Genomic DNA, 15291 nt, shown 5'->3' with positions numbered 1-15291 from the left:
CGTTATGTCTATTCAAAAAATCGCCCAGCTTGCCGGTGTGTCGGTGGCGACGGTATCGCGTGTGCTGAATCACAGTGATACCGTCAAAGCCAAAAATCGCGAGCGCGTGCTACAGGCTATTAAAGAAAGCAATTATCAGCCCAACCTGCTGGCTCGTCAGCTGCGTACGGCACGCAGCTCGATGATTCTGGTGATGGTTTCCAACATTGCCAACCCTTTTTGTGCAGAGGTTGTTAAAGGCATTGAAGAAGAGGCGGAAAAGAATGGCTATCGCATTTTGCTGTGTAATTCCGGCTCGGATACCGCCCGCTCAAAATCGGCGCTAAAGTTGCTGTCTGGGAAAATCGTTGATGGCATTATCACCATGGATGCATTCTCAAAATTACCGGAACTGACCACGCTGATTGGCGACGCTCCCTGGGTTCAGTGTGCGGAATATGCTGATAAAGGCGCGGTTTCCTGCGTAGGGATTAACGATGTTGACGCTGCGCAGTCGGTAATATCTCACCTGGTGGAAAAGGGCTATCGACGCATTGCGCTAATCAATCATGATCTGAGTTATAAATACGCCCGGTTGCGCGAACGTGGCTATAAAGCGGCGCTGCATGCGCTGTCGCTTGAGTATCAGGCCGTAGAATACGCCAGCGAATTAAGTTCCAGCGCAGGAATTGCGGCGATGAAAACATTGCTTGCCGCAGAGGTGAAACCCGACGCGGTGTTTGCCGTATCGGACACGCTGGCCGCTGGCGCGATGCGTGCTATTCTCAATGCCGGATTACAGATCCCGCAGGATATCGCCGTCGTGGGCTTCGACGGTACGGAACTGGCAGAAATGGTTTCCCCACAGCTTTCGACCATTGAGCAGCCCTCGCGGGATATAGGCCGCAAAGCGGTAGGATTGCTGCTGAATAAAATAGAAAATCCTGACGCGCAGACGGAAAGGGTGATGATGGACTGGCGCTATATTTCACGCGCCAGTACCTGAGCGTTATCGTTGAAACGCGCCTGACAGCGCGCGAATATCATTTCCGGTGGGTGACTGATGAATGCGCAAGCCAAATTCTTCGATCACGGCGAATATATGGTCGAAAATATCAGCCTGAATACTTTCATATTCCAGCCAAACCACCGTATTAGTAAAGGCATAAATTTCGATCGGTAAGCCGTGATCGTCTGGCGCAAGCTGGCGCACCATTAACGTCATATCTTTGCGAATCCGCGGATGATGACGCAAATATTCGTTCAGATAGGCGCGGAAGGTGCCAATATTCGTCATCCGACGGTGGTTTAATACTGATTCAGGTGCATCTAACTGCTGATTCCACTCGTCAATTTCCTGATGGCGCGTGGTCAAATACGGTTTCAGCAGGTGCGCTTTATGCAGCCGCTGACGCTCATCCTCATCAAGAAAATGAATGCTGGTGGCATCAATGCTGATGCTGCGTTTAATGCGTCGCCCACCGGAAGCCGACATCCCACTCCAGTTTTTAAAAGAGTCCGATACCAGTGACCAGGTTGGGATAGTGGTGATGGTGTTATCCCAGTTGCGCACTTTTACGGTGGTTAAGCCAATATCAATCACCGCGCCATCTGCGCCGTATTTAGGCATTTCCAGCCAGTCACCCAATTTCAACATATCGTTGGCTGAAAGCTGTATTCCGGCCACCAGCCCGAGGATCGGATCTTTAAACACCAGCATTAACACGGCGGCCATGGCACCCAGACCGCTTATCAATATTGCCGGTGACTGACCAATCAGCAGGGAAATCATCAATATTCCGACGACAATAGCGCTGATGAGCTTGATGCCCTGAAATATGCCTTTTAGCGGCAATTGCGATGCGGCAGGGAATTTTTGCGACAGATTGAGAATGACGTCCAGCAGGGAAAACAAGGACAACAGGGCGTACATCATGATCCACAGCTGTGCGCAGGTTACTAATATTTCTGCTGCTTCACTGCCTTTCTGTAACCAGAGTGCGGCCTGTATATTGACAATGATACCCTGCAGGGTGAATGCCAGCCGGTGAAATAACTTGTTCTGCGTGATGATTTGTAGCCACAGGCGGGAGCTGGCGTTGGCGCGCTTTTCAAATGCGCGTAATACCACCCAGTGCAAAATAACGTGAACAATAATGGCGGTGATAAAAATAATGCCAAAAATCATTACCAGTGAGGTGGTGTGATTTATTTCAATGCCGAGTTCTTCTACCTGAGATATCAATTCCTGCATAACGTCTCCTTAATAAACAGCGGTCTATGATGACCGCTGTGTAGAGCTTATGCAAATGCGGGGATTAAACTTCCGTCAGTGTTGTTTCCAGCGGCAGACGAGATTTTGGCAGCGCGGCGTTGAAATCTTCTACGCTGTGATGACCCACCGGGACCACAACTACGCTGGTGAACCCTTTTTCTTTCAGGCCAAATTCTGCATCCATCACCGCCGCATCGAAACCTTCGATCGGCACCGCATCCAGACCCATCGCCGCCACGCCCAGCAGGAAGTTACCGACGTTCAGGTACACCTGTTTTGCCATCCAGTGGTTGTCATCTTTCAGCTCTTTGCGATGCATGTCGGCAAAGAAGGTGCGCCCTTTGTGGTTTGCGGCTTTGGCTTCAGGGGTGGCGAAACGGCCATCGCGCTCTTCTTGATCCACCACGCGCTCCAGCCAGGCATCGTCCATCGCCGTTTTGGCGCAGAACACCACGACGTGGGAAGCATCCAGCATTTTACGTTCGTTGAATACAAAGCCGCCGGCTGCGGATTTCGCTACGCGCGCTTTACCTTCGTCAGTGCTGGCAACGATAAAGTGCCACGGCTGAGAGTTGGTGCTGGACGGACTAAACTGCAGCAGCGTTTTTAATTTTTCGGCCTGCTCAGCGGTCAGTTTTTTATTCGGATCGAATGCCTTAGTGGAGTAACGTTTTAAGGCGACAGAAACAATATCCATAACTACTCCTGGTGATTTTTCATACCCTGCGGGTGCGTTTTGTTTCAGCAGGGTACAGGGTTAGCAAGAAAAAGATAAGACAGGAAAATGCAAAAACACTTATCGGAGTTAACGATAAATCAACCTGGACGCAGGCGTTTTTGATCCCGCTTCGCCAGGCCGTCTACGACGCGATGCCATGAATCATTTACCAACTCCGTCAGTAATGACTCGGTAATGTCGTCGCCTGGGTAGACCGATATCCAGTGCTTTTTATTCATGTGATAGCCGGGTTCAATGCTGGGGTAGATCTGCTGGTTTAACAGTGACTTTTGCGGATCGGCTTTCAGGTTAACCAGCGGGCGTCCGCGAAGCTCTGAGACCAGCATAAAAATTTTGCCGCTGACTTTGAAGACATCGTATTCCGGGCCGAATGGCCAGCAGTGCTCGGTAAAAGGCAGTTCGAGCGCAAGGCGCTTTGCACAGGCATGTAAAGTCTGGCCGTCCATTATTTTTCCTCACGGGTGAGTGCGCGCCACATCGCCTCAAATCCCATCGAAATATATTCTTTTGCGCGAGCCGCGTCGCGGGCGGCGAACTCCATGGTGGTCTCTGCCAGAGAAAGAAACAGCGCGTCGCCAAAGGCGCGATACTCGTCAGACATAAACTCAGGTCGTACGGAGCGATGACAAAGATCGCGCAGTTCCGGGAACATATCGTCAGCCTGCTGTTCCGTTTCTTTACTGATTTTCTCGCTGACGGCCAACTGACGAATCGTGCGATGCCCGCAGGTATGGTTCAGGCCCCAGCTAATGTAGCTGTTCCAGATGTAGTGAGTCATGGTTTTGGCATCGGTCACCGATCGATCCAAATTTGCCATCATCGACTGACAAAGGTCTTGCTTCAAAAAGAGGTAAAGCTCGTTGATCAAATCATCTTTGGTCGCGAAATAGCGAAACAACGTCCCCTCCGCAACCCCTGCATTGCGGGCTATCACGGCGGTAGATGCCGCAATGCCTGATTGTGCAAATGCTGTGGTTGCAGCTTCCAGTAATGCCAGTTTTTTGTCTTCACTCTTCGGACGAGCCACTACACTTTACCCTTAAGTCTGTAAAAAACATGATTGAATCACGGCCTTTGCAGCACCGCAACGGCGAATGTCAAAGATTGAAAATCATCTTGACGGCGAACTTTCGATTTCTATAATGAGTGCTTACTCACTCATAATCAAGAGTCAGTCGCGCAAACCAGCGGAAAGGGGCGCGTTTAAGGTCAGGATATGAAGCGTCTCACAGTTTGTGTGGTTGTTATTATGCTAATTGCCGCAGCTGCAAGTTTACCGTTTGTACTCAATGCCGGGTTTGGTCAGGCTCCGCAAGGGGCACAACTGAGTTTGGTTGAACAGTCACCTCACTATCGTGATGGACAGTTTCATAACCAGGTGCCGACACCGGGCTATACCGGCAACAAAGGCATGCTGGCGGCCTGGTGGGAATTTCTGGTCGCTAAGCGTGATAATGCGCGCCCGGCGCAGCCGTTACCGCTGGTGGCAACCGATCTCGCCGGACTTTCGCCACAGCAGGATACTCTGGTCTGGCTGGGCCACTCCTCATGGTATTTGCAGCTGGCGGGTCAACGTATCCTGATTGATCCGGTATTTAGCAATTATGCCGCACCGTTTTCATTCCTGAACAAAGCCTTTGCCGGGGATTATCCGTGGACTGCGCAGACGATGCCGGAGATCGATCTGCTCATTATCTCGCACGATCACTATGACCATCTGGATCTCGCCACTATCAAGGCGTTAATGCCGAAAATTAAGCGGGTGATTACGCCGCTCGGCGTAGGGTCGCATCTGCGTTACTGGGGGATGCGCAGCGAGATAATCGAAGAGCGGGACTGGAATCAGTCCGTCAGAGTGACGGATTCACTGATCGTTCATGTGCTGCCTGCTCGTCATTTTTCGGGGCGCGGTATCAAGCGCAACCAGACGCTATGGGCGAGCTTCATGTTCGAAACGCCGGAGCAGAACGTTTATTACAGCGGAGATTCCGGCTATGGACCGCATTTTAAAGCCATCGGTGAGCAGTTTGGCTCGGTTGATTTGGCGATTATGGAGAACGGTCAATATGACCAGGACTGGAAGTTTATTCACATGATGCCAGAAGAGACGGCGCAGGCTGCGGCCGATCTGCATGCGAAAGCCGTGTTGCCAGGGCATGCCGGCCGTTTCGTTCTGGCGAAACATACTTGGGATGATCCTTACAAACGACTGGCGCTTGCCAGCCGTCGTCAGGATTACCGACTACTGACGCCAATGCTGGGTGAACCGGTAATACTGTCCGAACCGGACCAACCGTTTACGGCCTGGTGGCAACAGGCGACTCAATGAATACAGGGGAGAGCATGATGACGATTTCTGCTCAGGTCATTGATACGATTGTTGAATGGATTGATGATAATTTGAATCAGCCATTGCGCATTGATGATATTGCACGCCATGCGGGATATTCCAAATGGCACCTGCAGCGTCTTTTTATGCAGTACAAAGGTGAAAGCCTCGGGCGCTACATCCGCGAGCGTAAGCTGCTACTGGCGGCGCGCGATCTACGCGATACCGACCAGAAAGTGTATGACATCTGTTTGAAATACGGATTCGATTCGCAGCAGACCTTTACGCGAATTTTCACCCGTACGTTCAGCCAGCCGCCGGGCGCGTATCGCAAAGAAAATCATAGCCGAACGCATTAACGGCAAAGGGTTCTCGCGGGTCTAATCCGCCAGCGAGAACCAGCGCCGCCAGATAAAACGCAGTACAAAATATTCAATCACCCCCAGCAGTAAAAACCACAGACAAAACAGCAAAGTATAAAATTGGTTGAGATCCATTAGATGAAAGGTGGCGACGAGTTTTTGCGCCAGCACAATGCCCAGTGAGGGGGCGGGCAGCAGCAGGCAAGACAAAAAAGCCAGCAGCAGGATCCCTGCGGCGGTCATCAGTGATTCAAGCGGGTGTTTCATTGTATTGTTAAACTTGAGTTAAAAAGCCATTGTCCGGGATCTCTGTGGGCAACGCAAACGCCACGCTTACAGCCCGGCCCAAATCTCACAATGTTTTTTCACCAGACCACTCAGAGATCCGCCATCGGCGACAAAATCACGCATGCTCTGCGCTTCATCATGACCATTTTTAACCTGCAGGCGTAAGGATTCAATCGCGCTGGTCGCGCCTACTTTGTCCGCAGAAGCGGCGACATTCTCCAGTAGCCGTAGCGTGTCATCTGACAGGCGGTGCCCATCGCCGGTATTGACGTCGGTGATGATTCCCGCCATGCCAAAGCGGCAGGCCTGAAAACGGTTAAATTTATACAGCAGGTAATCACGCTCCTGGTGCTTGAATGGCCGTTTAGTGAGCAACCAGTGGGCGGTAGCCTGAATAAGTCCCGCCATATTGACTGCGTGTTCAAGGGTTAGCGGAGTGTCCATGACGCGAACCTCTACGGTACCAAAGTGCGGGCTGGGGCGGATATCCCAGTGTAAATCTTTAATGCTATCAATCATGCTGGTGTAAGCCAGTCGACGAAATAACCCCTCGAATTCCTGCCAGTTATTCACCCACGGCATCGGGCCATTATCGGGAAATCCGGAGAAAATATTCAGCCGCGCACAGGCAAACCGCGTGTCGGACGTCTGCATATAAGGTGAGGCGGCAGAGAGTGCAATAAAATGGGGAACAAATCGCGACAGGCCGTGCAGGAGGTAAATAGCATCATCGCCGTTTGCGCAGCCGATATGCACATGTTGGCCGAATACCGTCGCCTGCTGAATAAGATAGCCAAAATTTTCCAGGTTGCGCCGATAGCGTTCGTCATCGCAGACTTCCTGACGTTGCCATTTTTGAAATGGATGCGTACCGCCGCCACAGATGGCGAGGTGATGCTCGGCAGCAACCCGCGAGATTATCTGCTGCATGGCGGATAATTCAGCACTCGCCTGGTCGATATTGCGACAAACCCCGGTCGCCATCTCCAGCATACTTTCAGTGATATCGTGCTTTACTTCTCCGGCGGTGAGCTGCGGCTTTACGGCGTCAATCAGTCGGGAAGAGTCCTGGCTCAGGTCGTAGCCCGGAGGATTGACCACCTGCATTTCCAGTTCAATGCCTAACGTAAAAGGGTCAGAAACATGAAAATCGGGTAGGGACATAGTGTTCTCTTCAGCGTTGATTTTTAATCAGTATAGACGCGTCATCTTGCAAGCTGCATATAGAAGGGCCGCTGATTTTCTGTTCGTTGTCAGAAATCCCCCCGCGATGCTTTGAAGGCGAAATGGCCGGTGTTATAACTATTTTTTACTTCGCAACAGGGGTTGAATCGTGCCGGAAATTAATCTTTATGGACAGACCGTCGGCGATATTGTGCCTGACTGGAATGGTGCCGCCGTACTGCCGCGGGAAGAACTTGCAGGGCAATATTGTCGACTGGTTCCCCTGGATGCCGACAGCCATGCCGCCGATCTGTTTGATGCTTACGCGCAGGCGCCAGACGATCGCGACTGGACCTGGCTTGCAAGTTCTCGCCCCATGAGCGTTGAGGCCACAGCTTGCTGGGTAGAGGGCAAATCCACGGATGCCTCTCTGGTTCCCTATGCTGTCATTGAACAGGGTTCCGGTCGTGCGGTGGGACTGGTGTGCTTTATGGCGATCGAACGGGAGCATGGTTCGGTTGAAATTGGTCATGTAACCTGGTCACCGCGCATGAAAAATACGGTACTCGGCACCGAAAGCATCTGGCTGTTGCTGCGCCAGGCGTTTGCGTTGGGCTATCGTCGCGTGGAGTGGAAATGTGACTCTCTGAACACGGCTTCCCGTCGGGCGGCGGAGCGCCTTGGGTTTATCTTCGAAGGACGTTTTCGCCAGAAGATTGTGCGCAAGGGGCGTAATCGCGACAGCGACTGGTTATCGATGATTGATAGCGAATGGCCCCAGTGCGACGCTGTTTTGCAGCGCTGGCTGGCTGCCGACAACTTCGACGAAAAAGGGCAGCAACGCCGATCTCTGGCGGCGTGTCAGCCGCAGTAGCTCGCTTTTGAAGAATTAACAGTGCGCCCACAGTCAGTTATGGCTGCGGGCGCATTTATCATTAGCGTTGATTTATTAACGGGTTTGCCAACGGGTGCGTTCGACGGCTCCTTGCCATTCATGCCAGCGTTTTTGCAATCTCCCATGGCGCGCCATGTTTGGCTGGAACGATACGTGATCGGGCAGATAATCTCGCAACTGGCTGGTAGATGCACCTTGCAGCTTCTTGCGTGCCAGCAATCCGGCACCGATAGCGGAAAGTTCAGGGATATCGCTGCGCATCACCGGACAGCCCAATAAATCGGCTTGATACTGCATTAGCCAGTCATTTTTTGTTGGCCCGCCATCAACCATTAACGCGCTGAGTCGAAAACCGTTGTGCTGGCGCATCGCTAAAACAACATCGGCAATCTGATAGGTAATCGACTCCAGTGCCGCACGTACCAGATGTGCGCGTTTCACTCCGCGGCTGAGACCGTGAATCAACCCCCGGGCATCTTCATCCCACCAGGGCGCGCCCAGCCCGGTAAGGGCCGGAACAAAATAGACGCCCAGCGTGGAGTCAACCGTGGCGGGCAGCGTATTGAGCTCATGAAGCAGTTGCTCTTCCGGTAATTCGCTAAGACCTGTGCTATCGGCCATCCATGCGACGGCATCTCCCGTATGCGGAATATTACCTTCCAGCCCGTAGACCAGGGTGTCACCGTCATGCCAGGCTATGGTCGTTGCCAGCGCGCTCACCTCGGACTGCGCCGAGAATACGGGTGCCATAACGGAAGATCCGGTGCCATAGGTCGCTTTGACGCAGCCTTCCATACCCAACCCATGGGCAAAAAGCGCAGCATGAGAGTCGCCAATCATCGCCAGAATAGGGATTCCATCAGGTATCCTCTCCAGACCTTTTGTTACGCCAAAATGGTGGCTGGAAGGGCAAACTTCGGGCAACGCCTGCTGCGGGATACCGAATAGAGCCAACATCTCGTTATCCCATTGTCCGCTGTTGAGATTGAGCAACTGCGTGCGTGAAGCGTTGGAGATGTCGCAACGAAATTCCTCGCCGTGCGTTAAGTTCCACAGTAACCAGCTATCGATGGTCCCGAGACATATTTCCCCTTGCTGTGCGAGCGTCATACCGTTGGGAACTGATTCCAGCAGCCAGCGCATTTTAGAGGCGGAAAAGAGTGGGGCAACGGGTAATCCGGTGATGGATTTTATGTACGCCTCGTGCCCCTGTTCACGTAATGCACGGCAAAAATCGGCCGTGCGCGAACATTGCCAGGTGATAGCAGGGCCGAGAGGGCGACCGCTGGCACGATACCAGCCTATCGCCGTTTCACGTTGATTGCTGATCGCCAGCGCTGCGACGCGTTGTGCGCCGACGCAGGTAATGGCTTGTGCCACAACATCCAGCGATGCGTCCAGAAGTGCATCACCTGACTGTTCAACCCAGCCTTCACGGGGCGTGTGGATCGCCAGCGCGCGGGAGAACTTCGCGACCACGTTTCCCTGACCATCCAGCGCTACGGCTTTGGCATTGGTGGTGCCTTCATCAAGCGCAATAATAATGTCTTTTTGTGCTGACATTGTTTTCTCCAGCCCTTCGGTTTCCCTGAGTATTAGCGATGAAAAAAGGTATCCACCCCGAGATAGCGGGTGAAAGCTTCATGCAGTACCTCTGCGCTGGCGGAATGGTTCATTGCCACGTGATGCTCAAAGCCATTACGACAAATCCAGGCCAGTAGGTTCTCCAGATGAGGTACCTGGATTACCGCTCGGCAGCCGACAGTGTCCAGCGGATCGTCAACCGATAGCCCTTCACCGACGTAGGCTTTGATTTCGCCGGTTAAATCGTCGGTACTCAGGCGGAAGTAGGTCAAGGCACCGCTTTTCATACGACCATGAACTGCACCGCAGGTGTTCTCTTTACCGACGGTGGTACCGATGATATCCGCCGTCCCCATCTTCGGGCTGTCCAGACTGGCTGATGCGAAATTACCGCAGTGAAAAAGAACGCATTTATCACGATCGTCGCCGAAATTATTGTTCCAGTCGGCAATGGATGCTGGACTTAAGTTGCTGCTGGCGAGGGCGTACATTGACAACGCGCCCATCACATCCACTTCGCAGGCACTGGGCATTAACTGCCCGGACATCACGCTCATGATTGAGCACACGTTGATGCCCAAATTTTCCTGCAGCGAGGTCCAGCACTGGATGGCAGTTGTATCAATATCATTAGCGATGACCCATTCGCTGATAACGACAAACAGTTTTGCCATGGTGACCAGTTTGTCGGCTGGAATGGCGCTGGCGTCGGCGTTATCCATCAACAGGCGGCGTTTTTCATCCACCCGGATATCGTCGTCGCGCAGTCGTTTGATGCGGGTAAAGACTTCAGACAGATCCAGTGTTTCAACGGCAATACCCAGTCTTTCGAGCAATTTTTCGCTGTAACGGACGGTATTAAACCCGGCTGGACGTGCGCCGATAGCGCCGACGCGAACTCCGCGCATGCTGGCGACCACGCGACAGATTTGTTCGAAACGTTTCAGGTCTTGTGCAAACACCTCGCCTGACAGGTCGCAGACATGCTGGGTGGTTAGCGTAAACGGAATACCGTACTGGCGCATGTTATTGCACAGGGAGATCTTGCCGCAGAAGCTGTCACGGCGAGTGGCAAGCCCCATTTTATCTAGGTTGTCTTCCTGCGCCTGGATCAGAACCGGGACATCTAAACCGGAAAGTCGCAGCGTTTCCGCTATCGCTTTTTCATCGCCAAAGTTCGGCAGTAGTACCACCACACCGTGAATCTTGTCGCGGTGAGCGCGGAAAAGTTCAGCACAAACTTTCGCATCCTGACGGGTTTCAACACCGCCGAGTTCTGTCTGCGTTTCGTTGAGCATTATGGTGTTAATGCCCAGCCGCTCAAAGAGCACGCTGGCTTGTTCGCGGGCTTCAGCAACCAGATAGCTCGGGAAAAATCCCCGATTGCCAATAATCACCGCCATGGTCAACTGATGAGGAATTCGTGACATCGCTTTCTCCAGTAAGTGTTCTGTTGTTGTTATTGTTTTATCGTGTTGCCAGCAACAGTGCGGTGGCGTTTTTCACGACACCCGCCGCGTCAATTTCATGGCGTGCGCGCGTTGCTGCACGATCGGCTGCGATTGCATATTGGCCATCGGCAATCCCCAATCTACGCAGTGGAATGGCACAGCCAGCTTCTGCCAGCACTTCAGCCACCAGACTTCCCACGCCGCCATTAATGTTATGTTCTTCCACGCTAACCACTGCCTTGCAGTGGGTTAAAGCTGCCAGTAACTGTTGGGTATTGCAGGGACGAATTGACGGTACACTGATTACGCTGGCGTCAATACCCGCCTGTTCCAGCACTGTGGCAGCCTCGACAATTTCATGCACAGTTGAGCCCATTGCCACCAGTGCGACATCTTTTCCTTTGCGCAAAATATCGATATTACCCGGCGCGAACTGGTAGTTTTCGTCGTGTAATTCGGGTAAGGCTTTGCCATCCAGGCGAATATAAACCGGACCTATGTGGCTTAAGGCGTAATCGAGAATCTGTCGGCATTCCACCGGACAGGACGGGGCGTAAATCTCAATATTGCCAAAACCGCGTAGCACGGAAATATCATCAATGCTGTGGTGCGTACTGGCGAGCGGTCCGTAGCTGGCCCCTGCGTTCAGGCCAATCAACTTCACGTTGGTATTGTTGTAGCAAATGTCGACTTTAATTTGCTCATTGGCCCGTGAAATCAAGAAGGGCGCAGCGTTACAGGTGACGGCGATTTTACCGCCCAGCGCCAGTCCGGCAGCAGCACCGACCAACGTCTGTTCGGCAATACCCACGTTGACCAGACGACCGGGAAATTCCTTCATAAATGGGGCGATTTTTGCTGTTGATGTTGAGTCAGCCACCACCGGCACAACATCCATTCCACGTTTGACCGCGGCAATTAACGTGTTCACCATGACGGTGGCGAGGTGTTCGCTATTACGCATCTTTCAATTCCTCCAGCGCCAGTTCAACTTCTTCTCCTTTTGGCACGCGGTGGTGCCATTCCGGGCGTCCTTGGATAAAAGAGATCCCAGCTCCTTTGGTGGTGTGTGCAATGACGACATATGGCTTGCCTTCAGGGGTTAATCCTTCCAGCGTGCGCACCACATCGCTCATATCGTTCCCGCGACACTCTGTGACTTGCATACCGAAGGCTCGCCATTTTTCATCCAGCGGATCGGTGTTCATGATCTCTTTGGTTGATCCGGCAAGCTGGAGGTTATTTTTGTCGTTGATGATAATCAGGTTATCCAGTTTATAGTGGGCAGCGACCAGTGCTGCTTCCCAATTGCTGCCTTCGGCCAGTTCACCATCACCGGTGACGACAAACACCCGGCGTTTGCTGTTGCTGCGTTTAGCCGCCAGCGCAATCCCTACTGCAACCGGCAGACCGTGACCAAGAGCTCCGGTATTCAATTCAATTCCTGGCGTTTTATGTTTTACCGGATGTCCCGGCAGATGCGAATCAGCGTGTTGATAGGTCGCCAGCCAGTCCACAGGAATAAAACCGGCTTCTGCCAAGACACAGTAGTAACCGCCCACAGCGTGACCTTTTGACTGGATGTAGATATCGCGCTCGTCGCTCTCTTTAATCTCCGGGGAGCAATTCAGGATACGAAAATAGAGTGCTGTCAGCAGTTCAACCTGCGACAGGTCTGCGCCAGTGTGCCCGCCAGCCGGGCTTTCAGCATTCAACACGATAATGCGGCGACGCACGGCACGTGCTTTCTTTTCTAGCTCTGGTATTGAGAGCGAAAACGGATTCATAAGACACCTCTTGAATGTTTAATCTTGAATGAATAAATATTCCATGTGAGTGCAGTAGTGCAACTGTCTCTCTACCCACTACGTAATCTGCAGATAAAACAGTCAGTCGTTATTGGTTAGAATAAATATTCACTACTGATTTATTATTCATGATTAAAGATATGCCTTGTCTGGCGGTTTGTCTACGGCTTGTGCCACCAAATTTTGGAGAAAAGAGAAAAGGATCACACTAACGTGATAACTGGAAAGGTACTGATGACTTGTTATCTATTCAGGTATGAATAAAAATAACAGGCAGTTTATCAGGGGGAATGCCATGTCAAAGCAGGATGAACAGCGGTTGCTGGTTAAGATTGCCACGCTTTACTACGCCGAAAATAAAAAACAGTCTGAAATCGCCACGCTGCTGCATTTGTCGCAGTCCTTTGTCTCCCGTGCTTTAACGCGTTGTCAGAAAGAAGGGCTGGTGAAAATCACCGTCGTACAGCCGACCAATATCTTTGTGGCGCTGGAAAAAGCCATTGAAGAGCAGTTTGGTATTCGTCAGGCGATTGTCGTGGATGTCGGTGACAACCCCAGCAATACGCAAATTAAGCATGCTATTGGCAGTGCGGCGGCGCATTACGTTGAAACCCGCCTGCGTGCCGAGGATCTGGTTGGAATTTCCTCCTGGAGTAGCACCATTCGCTGTATGGTCGATGAGATGCACCCGCAAAATATCCGTGCGGCGGGGGTGATCCAACTGCTGGGCGGCGTAGGGCCGAATGGTAACGTGCAGGCCACGATTCTTACGCAACAGTTGGCAGCGCACCTTGGCTGTCCGGCCTGGCTGCTGCCTTCACAAAGTATTGAGCATTCGGTTGAAGAGCGTACACGGTTGGTTAACAGCCCTGACGTTGCCGCGGTGGTTGAAAAGTTTGCTGAAGTGGATGTGGCAATTGTCGGTATTGGCGAACTGGAGCCTTCTCAATTGCTGAAAAACTCAGGCAACTACTACAACGAAGAAATGTTGCGACTGCTCGCCGAGCGCGGCGCAGTAGGCGATATCTGTCTGCATTATTACGATGCAGCAGGTAACCCGGTACTCAGCCATGAGGAAGACCCGGTCATCGGAATGGAGCTTTCGCAGATCCGGGAGTGTAACCACGTGATTGCTTTGGCTGGTGGTGTGGAAAAACAGAATGCGATACGCGGGGCATTGCAGGGGAATTATATTGACGTATTGATCACCGACTACCCGACAGCCCGCAGTCTGGTGAAAGGGTGATGTCACGGTGAGTTAAACAATTGACAGCCCCAGGAGGCCCCTGGAGCTGTCTGGTTGTGCATATCAGACTTTTCAGAGGGGATTACTGACTTTCCATCGCCGCCTTTTGTGCTACCACCGCGGCTTTTTGCTGCATCCGGTTTTGCATCTGGTCGATGATGACCGCGACGATAATCACGATACCTTTAATCACCATTTGCCAGAACTCGCTGACGCCCATCATCACCAGACCATCGGCCAGAAAACCGATAACGAAAGCGCCAATCAGCGTGCCTAAAATCGTGCCCCGTCCACCGGCCAGTGACGTACCGCCGAGAACCACTGCGGCAATGGCGTTCATCTCAAATGCCGTACCGTTGGCCGGATGGCTGGCGGAAAGCTGTGCCGAGACCACAATTCCAGCAATCGCGGCACACAGTCCGGATAGGGTATACACCCAGATTTTCACCTGTTTTACTTTTACCCCTGACAGCTCAGCAGCGCGTTCGTTATCCCCAATGGCGTAAACGTGGCGACCAAAGGGTAGACGACGAGCGACGTAAGCAATGACCAGTGCCAGCACAATCATCATCCAGATGGCCCACGGAATCCCAAACAGTGTACCGGCACCAATCTCATCAAAACCGGTATTGCCGAGCTGCGGATTGCCGGAAAGCCCGGGAAAGGTTTGCCCATCGGAGGTCAGCATCGCCGCCCCGCGCAAAACGTACATGGTTCCGAGCGTACAAATAAACGGTGCGACGTTATAGTGGGTGATGATCCAACCATTTGCCGCGCCAATCAGCCCACCAATCAACAAGACGACAGGCACAATCACCCAGACGCTGGGGAAAATTGCGATGCCGAACATTGGCAATACAATGCCTTTAGTGATTAGCCATCCCGCGACCATGCCGCACAGCCCAAGCGTAGCGCCAATTGAGAGATCAATCCCGGCGGTAATAATGACAAACGTGATCCCCAGAGCCAGAAAGGCGTTAATGGCGATATGCTTGATCATAATGACCATGCTGCCGCCAGAGAGAAATCCCGGTACGGTGAAGGCAAAGAACCCGACGATTAAAAACAGTGCAATAAAAGTGCGCAGTTTTAGGATTAGTAGCAGGATATTTTCCCGAGAGAAGGCGACTGTGGAGCGAGGCGCGATGGCGGCAGATTGTAGTGTTTTCAT

The 15291-nt window shown here is 52.3% G+C and carries 16 protein-coding genes; 5 read left to right on the top strand and 11 right to left on the bottom strand.

Going from position 1 to position 15291, the window contains the following annotated elements; genetic code table 11:
* Positions 1–4 precede the first annotated feature (4 nt).
* Positions 5–985 carry a LacI family DNA-binding transcriptional regulator gene (locus HV237_RS17430; protein WP_016152169.1) on the top strand — a complete coding sequence of 327 codons (981 nt, stop codon included), beginning with the start codon at positions 5–7 and terminating at the stop codon, positions 983–985.
* A 3-nt stretch (positions 986–988) separates the two neighbouring features.
* On the opposite strand, the gene HV237_RS17425 is transcribed toward HV237_RS17430, so the two are convergent.
* The 4 genes from HV237_RS17425 to HV237_RS17410 form a co-directional block, all read right to left on the bottom strand.
* Positions 989–2233, bottom strand: coding sequence for a mechanosensitive ion channel family protein (locus HV237_RS17425; RefSeq protein WP_016152170.1), 1245 nt, complete (start codon positions 2231–2233; stop codon positions 989–991).
* Between the two features lie 64 nt (positions 2234–2297).
* Complete coding sequence (gene nfsB / locus HV237_RS17420; RefSeq protein ID WP_016152171.1) at positions 2298–2951, bottom strand: oxygen-insensitive NAD(P)H nitroreductase; 654 nt, start codon at positions 2949–2951, stop codon at positions 2298–2300.
* Between the two features lie 119 nt (positions 2952–3070).
* Positions 3071–3439, bottom strand: a complete 369-nt coding sequence (locus HV237_RS17415; RefSeq protein WP_047358059.1) for an MmcQ/YjbR family DNA-binding protein — start codon at positions 3437–3439, stop codon at positions 3071–3073.
* A complete protein-coding gene (locus HV237_RS17410) occupies positions 3439–4020 on the bottom strand; it encodes a TetR/AcrR family transcriptional regulator (RefSeq protein ID WP_016152173.1) in 582 nt (193 codons plus the stop codon). The genes HV237_RS17415 and HV237_RS17410 overlap by 1 nt, the downstream gene beginning before the upstream one ends.
* 189 nt (positions 4021–4209) lie before the next feature.
* On the opposite strand from HV237_RS17410, the gene HV237_RS17405 reads away from it, so the two are divergent.
* The gene (locus tag HV237_RS17405) at positions 4210–5322 is read left to right on the top strand and encodes an MBL fold metallo-hydrolase (RefSeq protein ID WP_016152174.1); all 1113 of its coding nucleotides are present in this window, start codon (positions 4210–4212) and stop codon (positions 5320–5322) included.
* 17 nt (positions 5323–5339) lie between these two features.
* Complete coding sequence (locus HV237_RS17400) at positions 5340–5681, top strand: RamA family antibiotic efflux transcriptional regulator (protein WP_003021996.1); 342 nt, start codon at positions 5340–5342, stop codon at positions 5679–5681.
* Between the two features lie 21 nt (positions 5682–5702).
* Here HV237_RS17400 and HV237_RS17395 read toward each other — a convergent pair whose 3' ends face one another.
* Together HV237_RS17395 and HV237_RS17390 are read right to left on the bottom strand one after the other, a co-directional pair.
* The gene (locus HV237_RS17395; RefSeq protein WP_016152175.1) at positions 5703–5951 is read right to left on the bottom strand and encodes a DUF1158 domain-containing protein; all 249 of its coding nucleotides are present in this window, start codon (positions 5949–5951) and stop codon (positions 5703–5705) included.
* 66 nt (positions 5952–6017) lie between these two features.
* Entirely contained in the window at positions 6018–7136 is a 1119-nt protein-coding gene (locus tag HV237_RS17390; protein ID WP_019076232.1) for a YbdK family carboxylate-amine ligase, read from the bottom strand.
* Positions 7137–7305: 169 nt separating this feature from the next.
* On the opposite strand from HV237_RS17390, the gene HV237_RS17385 reads away from it, so the two are divergent.
* On the top strand, positions 7306–8010 hold the full coding sequence (locus tag HV237_RS17385; protein ID WP_047358061.1) for a GNAT family protein: 705 nt from the start codon (positions 7306–7308) through the stop codon (positions 8008–8010).
* 75 nt (positions 8011–8085) lie between these two features.
* Here HV237_RS17385 and HV237_RS17380 read toward each other — a convergent pair whose 3' ends face one another.
* From HV237_RS17380 to HV237_RS17365, 4 genes are read right to left on the bottom strand one after another with little or no spacing between them, the layout of a single operon-like run.
* Entirely contained in the window at positions 8086–9594 is a 1509-nt protein-coding gene (locus HV237_RS17380) for an FGGY-family carbohydrate kinase (RefSeq protein ID WP_047358062.1), read from the bottom strand.
* A 32-nt stretch (positions 9595–9626) separates the two neighbouring features.
* The gene (locus HV237_RS17375; protein WP_047358063.1) at positions 9627–11045 is read right to left on the bottom strand and encodes an L-fucose/L-arabinose isomerase family protein; all 1419 of its coding nucleotides are present in this window, start codon (positions 11043–11045) and stop codon (positions 9627–9629) included.
* A 37-nt stretch (positions 11046–11082) separates the two neighbouring features.
* The gene (locus tag HV237_RS17370) at positions 11083–12030 is read right to left on the bottom strand and encodes a transketolase C-terminal domain-containing protein (protein WP_047358064.1); all 948 of its coding nucleotides are present in this window, start codon (positions 12028–12030) and stop codon (positions 11083–11085) included.
* Positions 12023–12853 (bottom strand): transketolase, encoded by an 831-nt coding sequence (locus HV237_RS17365; protein ID WP_016152181.1) that lies wholly within the window; start codon positions 12851–12853, stop codon positions 12023–12025. The genes HV237_RS17370 and HV237_RS17365 overlap by 8 nt, the downstream gene beginning before the upstream one ends.
* Before the next feature lie 316 nt (positions 12854–13169).
* Here HV237_RS17365 and HV237_RS17360 point away from each other — a divergent pair, with 316 nt between their 5' ends.
* Positions 13170–14120 carry a sugar-binding transcriptional regulator gene (locus HV237_RS17360; RefSeq protein WP_047358065.1) on the top strand — a complete coding sequence of 317 codons (951 nt, stop codon included), beginning with the start codon at positions 13170–13172 and terminating at the stop codon, positions 14118–14120.
* Between the two features lie 82 nt (positions 14121–14202).
* Here HV237_RS17360 and HV237_RS17355 read toward each other — a convergent pair whose 3' ends face one another.
* Entirely contained in the window at positions 14203–15291 is a 1089-nt protein-coding gene (locus tag HV237_RS17355) for an ABC transporter permease (RefSeq protein ID WP_016152183.1), read from the bottom strand.

This window comes from Citrobacter sp. RHBSTW-00570, from assembly GCF_013739755.1.
In the GTDB taxonomy this organism is placed as follows: Bacteria; Pseudomonadota; Gammaproteobacteria; order Enterobacterales; family Enterobacteriaceae; genus Citrobacter; species Citrobacter braakii.
The sequence above is the reverse complement of the archived record's forward strand: the minus strand, read 5'-3'. Positions and strand labels throughout refer to the sequence as shown.

What these genes read in the sequence shown, in the direction of transcription:
- HV237_RS17400 (WP_003021996.1), top strand. Translation starts at nt 5,340, where the DNA reads ATGACGATTTCTGCTCAGGTCATTGATACGATTGTTGAATGGATTGAT.
- HV237_RS17355 (WP_016152183.1), bottom strand. Translation starts at nt 15,291, where the DNA reads ATGAAAACACTACAATCTGCCGCCATCGCGCCTCGCTCCACAGTCGCC.
- HV237_RS17365 (WP_016152181.1), bottom strand. Translation starts at nt 12,853, where the DNA reads ATGAATCCGTTTTCGCTCTCAATACCAGAGCTAGAAAAGAAAGCACGT.
- HV237_RS17380 (WP_047358062.1), bottom strand. Translation starts at nt 9,594, where the DNA reads ATGTCAGCACAAAAAGACATTATTATTGCGCTTGATGAAGGCACCACC.
- HV237_RS17415 (WP_047358059.1), bottom strand. Translation starts at nt 3,439, where the DNA reads ATGGACGGCCAGACTTTACATGCCTGTGCAAAGCGCCTTGCGCTCGAA.
- nfsB (WP_016152171.1), bottom strand. Translation starts at nt 2,951, where the DNA reads ATGGATATTGTTTCTGTCGCCTTAAAACGTTACTCCACTAAGGCATTC.
- HV237_RS17390 (WP_019076232.1), bottom strand. Translation starts at nt 7,136, where the DNA reads ATGTCCCTACCCGATTTTCATGTTTCTGACCCTTTTACGTTAGGCATT.
- HV237_RS17360 (WP_047358065.1), top strand. Translation starts at nt 13,170, where the DNA reads ATGTCAAAGCAGGATGAACAGCGGTTGCTGGTTAAGATTGCCACGCTT.
- HV237_RS17430 (WP_016152169.1), top strand. Translation starts at nt 5, where the DNA reads ATGTCTATTCAAAAAATCGCCCAGCTTGCCGGTGTGTCGGTGGCGACG.
- HV237_RS17425 (WP_016152170.1), bottom strand. Translation starts at nt 2,233, where the DNA reads ATGCAGGAATTGATATCTCAGGTAGAAGAACTCGGCATTGAAATAAAT.
- HV237_RS17370 (WP_047358064.1), bottom strand. Translation starts at nt 12,030, where the DNA reads ATGCGTAATAGCGAACACCTCGCCACCGTCATGGTGAACACGTTAATT.
- HV237_RS17375 (WP_047358063.1), bottom strand. Translation starts at nt 11,045, where the DNA reads ATGTCACGAATTCCTCATCAGTTGACCATGGCGGTGATTATTGGCAAT.
- HV237_RS17395 (WP_016152175.1), bottom strand. Translation starts at nt 5,951, where the DNA reads ATGAAACACCCGCTTGAATCACTGATGACCGCCGCAGGGATCCTGCTG.
- HV237_RS17405 (WP_016152174.1), top strand. Translation starts at nt 4,210, where the DNA reads ATGAAGCGTCTCACAGTTTGTGTGGTTGTTATTATGCTAATTGCCGCA.